Here is a 3,704-nt window from a genome sequence, read left to right on the forward strand (position 1 = left end):
AGTAGTTTGAACTTGTTTTTAACAAACTAAGTACTTCTATTGGCTTTTTCACGACATTTATCTTATAATCCTTGTAATAATATTTTGGATTTTTTCCTCCTATGAACACTACTGTATTGTTTTCATTATAAGTATAGCCATGATATTCACTATTTTCAAGTAGTAATGGTGTTCTTTTTAATTTTAGCTGATTTTTCGCAAGTTCTTCTATGATTTCGTTAGGAAAGCCTGTTAGATAAACATTTCTTTGAAGTTCCGGCAATACTGCCTGATCTTCTAATTTATCAGAAATTAGAATATCTTTGTCAAATTTGTACACAGAATCATCTTTAAACTTGTTTAATCCTGAATTTTCATAAGTTTCTTTTATAAAAAACTCAACATTTGATTTTTCAAAATTTTCTACAACTTCTTTCCGATTATTTCTCAACTCTTCGATTAAAAACTCCTTATCCAGTTCTGAATAAACATTTTTGGGATTAAAATCAGTTTTATTTAAAAGTTCATAAAGCACATAAATCTGTCTATTCAAATATTCCTGATCTGTCCCAAGGTATTCTGTCAAATTAGCACCGCTTGACATTGCAACCATCTGCTGTCTATAATATTCATCCAAAGAAGATGCAGGCAACTCTAATATTTTTTCCTCTTCCGAAAGCTGATCAATTTTTATATCCTGCATTTCCTGATAAAATCTATTTTCTAGAAGCAATGAATATTTCTTTCCTTTTTTTATATTTTTCAGAAAAGTGTTAAATTCATTGTAAAATCTGTTCTTTCCAAACAAATCTGTCGGATAAGTAATTTCGAACAACTTTATCTCATAACGCCCCGGTATAACCTTTCGCATTTTCTCTTCTCCATTAATAGTCACTTTTACCTGATTAAATCGTGGTTGTTCTTCTTCCTTCCATTTTATCTCCTTTTTTATCTTATCAAAAAGAGCAAAACTCGTCATACTGCATCCAAGCAGCATCAAAACTATTAATTTTTTCAAGTTTTTCCTCCTAATATTTTATAAATTTTCTTTTATAGAAATCGCAATATTTTCTGGCACGACTTCCATCAATTCTTCCAATGTCGCATTTCGTATATTTTTTATCAATCCAAATTTTTTTATTAATTCTTTTTTACGTTTTGGACCAATTCCCGCAATATCATCCAATGCACTTTTTACATTTCGTTTACTTCTTAATTTTCTATGATGTGTAATTCCAAATCTATGTGCTTCATCCCGCAACCTTTGTAAAATTTTCAATGTTTCATCTGTTTTTTCAAATAAATATGGCTCGCTTTCATAACTTTTAAAAATCTCCTCTTCCCTTTTTGCAATTCCAATTACATCGGTATACTCTATTTTTCCAAGTTTTTCCAGCACATCTACAGCTACACCAAGCTGCCCTTTTCCACCATCTATTAAAATCAAATTGGGCATTTGGTCATTTTCTATTTTGGAATATCTTCGTGTCAATGCTTCTCTCATCATTAAAAAGTCATCAGGTGTGTCTTTTACGGTAATCTTAAAATGTCTGTATTCCTTTGGCGTAGTTTCCCCATCCAGTGCTACTGTCATTGCTGCAACCGCATCTTTTCCTTGAATATTTGAAATATCAAAACATTCAATTCGGTAAGGCAAACTTTTTAACCGCAGCTCTTTTTTCAAATTACGCAGCCCTTCCTGAACCATACGACGTTTTCTGTAGTATTTATCAACTTCTTCACGCAGGTTTAAATATCCCATTTCTAACAGCTGCAATCTTCGGCTATTTATTTTTGGAAAATGAAATTTTATTTCCCTATGTTTTTCAATTTTTGCCCATTCTTTTATTAAAAGTTCGCTTGACATAAATCTCTCATCACAAATGATATGCTTTGGAATATTCCTTTTTTCATAGTACGAAGTAATTAATCTCTCGAACAGGTTCTCCTCCTGACTTCTCTCCATCGAAATTATTGTATGGTTTTTATTAATAACCTTCCCTTCCCGAATATTCAGTACGCACAAAAACACATTTTCTCTTTTTTCTTCGAACACAAATACATCTTCATCAATTTCCTTGCTGTATTCAATAATCTGTGTTTCAAGCATTTTTTTTAATACGCTCAACTTTTCACGTTCACTAATTGCACGCTCAAATTCCATTTCATCACTAAACTTTTTCATTCGGCTTTCCAGCATTTCAATAACTTTGTCAGAATGTCCCTTCAAAAAATTCTTGAAATTTTTGACATTTGTACTGTACTCATCTTCGATATCTTTGTATTTACAAGGTGCCGGACAAGTTTTCATATAATATTTTAAACAAGGTTTTGTTATTTTATCCATACTTCGATTGCAGTCTCGCACTGGAAATATCTTAATGAGCGACTTCATTGCAAAAAATATTCCCATTGGATATGGTCCAAAATATTCTGCATTTTCATTTAATTTTTTTGTGCTTCTTACAATTTCCACTTTAGGAAATTTTTCTTTTGTAAACTTTATATATGGGTAAGTTTTTTCATCTTTTAATAAAATATTGTACTTTGGTTTATTCTTCTTTATCAAGTTATTTTCTAGAATAAGTGCTTCAACTTCTGATTTACAGATAAAAAACTCAATATCCCTAATATTTTTGACTAATTCCAGCGTCTTCTGATTATGCGAATTTACATTCATAAAATAAGATTTCACCCTATTTTGCAAATTTTTCGCTTTCCCAACATAAATAATCTTTCCTCGAGCATTTTTCATCAGATAAACTCCTGGATGTGTCGGAATATCTTTATATTTAATTGGTGATTTTATTTCTTCTTCAATTTTCAAATTTTTTAATTTTTCCATATTTCTTCTTTTTCTATATTATTTTTCACATTTTTGAATAAATTAAATTTCTTTTTTCTCTCCCACTTCCCTATGAAATTTTCCAATATGATAATCCATCTTTTGCGAAAGGTCATCATAAAGTTTATTCACGAAAGTAGCTGAACGGTGTTGTCCTCCTGAACATCCAATTCCTATATGCAAATGTGATTTCCCTTCTTTTTCATATTTTGGAATTAGATACAAAAGCATATCTAACAGCTTTTTGTAAAATTCTTGGCTTTCTGGCAGTCCCATTACATAATCCTGAACTTCCTTATGATTTCCAGTTTTATTTTTTAAGTTGTCAATGTAATAAGGATTTGGTAAAAATCGTAAATCGAACATTAAATGCAAATCTAGTGGAATTCCATATTTAAAGCCAAAAGATGTTAAATTAATATTTATTTTTTTTCTTTGACCTGAAAATTCCTTTTCTAAAATTTCCTGAAGCTCCTTTACCGATAACGTACTTGTATCAATCACTAAATCTGCTTTTACCATAAAATCTTTTATAATTTTACGTTCCGCCTTTATATTTGCAAGTAACGTATCATATAGATTTAGAGGATGTTTCCTTCTGGAAAGTTCATATCTGCTCAAAAGAACATCTGTTCTTGCATCCAGATAAATCATAGTGTGCAAAATTTCCTCTTTATCCAGTATTTCGAGCTGTTTTGTCAATTGTTCTATAAACTCCTGATTTCTAACATCTATCGCTATTGCAACCCGATTTCTCTTCTCGCTGCTAATAAATATCTCATTCAAATACTGAAATAAATTAATAGGAAAATTGTCAATGCAAAAGTATTCCCTGTCCTCAAAAAAATTCATTGCCTCAGATTTTCCAGCCCCGCTCATT

At 30.6% G+C, this 3,704-nt stretch carries 3 protein-coding genes; all 3 read right to left on the bottom strand.

The genetic code is table 11. The annotated features are described in order from the left end of the window. Window positions 1–997 (bottom strand): hypothetical protein (locus Q0370_RS07680; RefSeq protein WP_299574210.1); only part of this gene is annotated, 997 nt, incomplete at its 3' end. A gap of 18 nt (window positions 998–1,015) precedes the next feature. Beyond that, entirely contained in the window at window positions 1,016–2,824 is a 1,809-nt protein-coding gene (uvrC, locus tag Q0370_RS07685) for an excinuclease ABC subunit UvrC (RefSeq protein ID WP_172618761.1), read from the bottom strand. A gap of 42 nt (window positions 2,825–2,866) precedes the next feature. Continuing rightward, window positions 2,867–3,703, bottom strand: coding sequence for an RNase adapter RapZ (gene rapZ, locus Q0370_RS07690; RefSeq protein ID WP_299574213.1), 837 nt, complete (start codon window positions 3,701–3,703; stop codon window positions 2,867–2,869). Window position 3,704 lies beyond the last annotated feature (1 nt).

Origin of the sequence: uncultured Leptotrichia sp., assembly GCF_938036635.1 — a bacterium.
Classification (GTDB): Bacteria; Fusobacteriota; Fusobacteriia; order Fusobacteriales; family Leptotrichiaceae; genus Leptotrichia; species Leptotrichia hongkongensis.

Coding starts and splice junctions, on each gene's coding strand:
- rapZ (WP_299574213.1), bottom strand. CDS start 3,703: ATGAGCGGGGCTGGAAAATCTGAGGCAATGAATTTTTTTGAGGACAGG.
- uvrC (WP_172618761.1), bottom strand. CDS start 2,824: ATGGAAAAATTAAAAAATTTGAAAATTGAAGAAGAAATAAAATCACCA.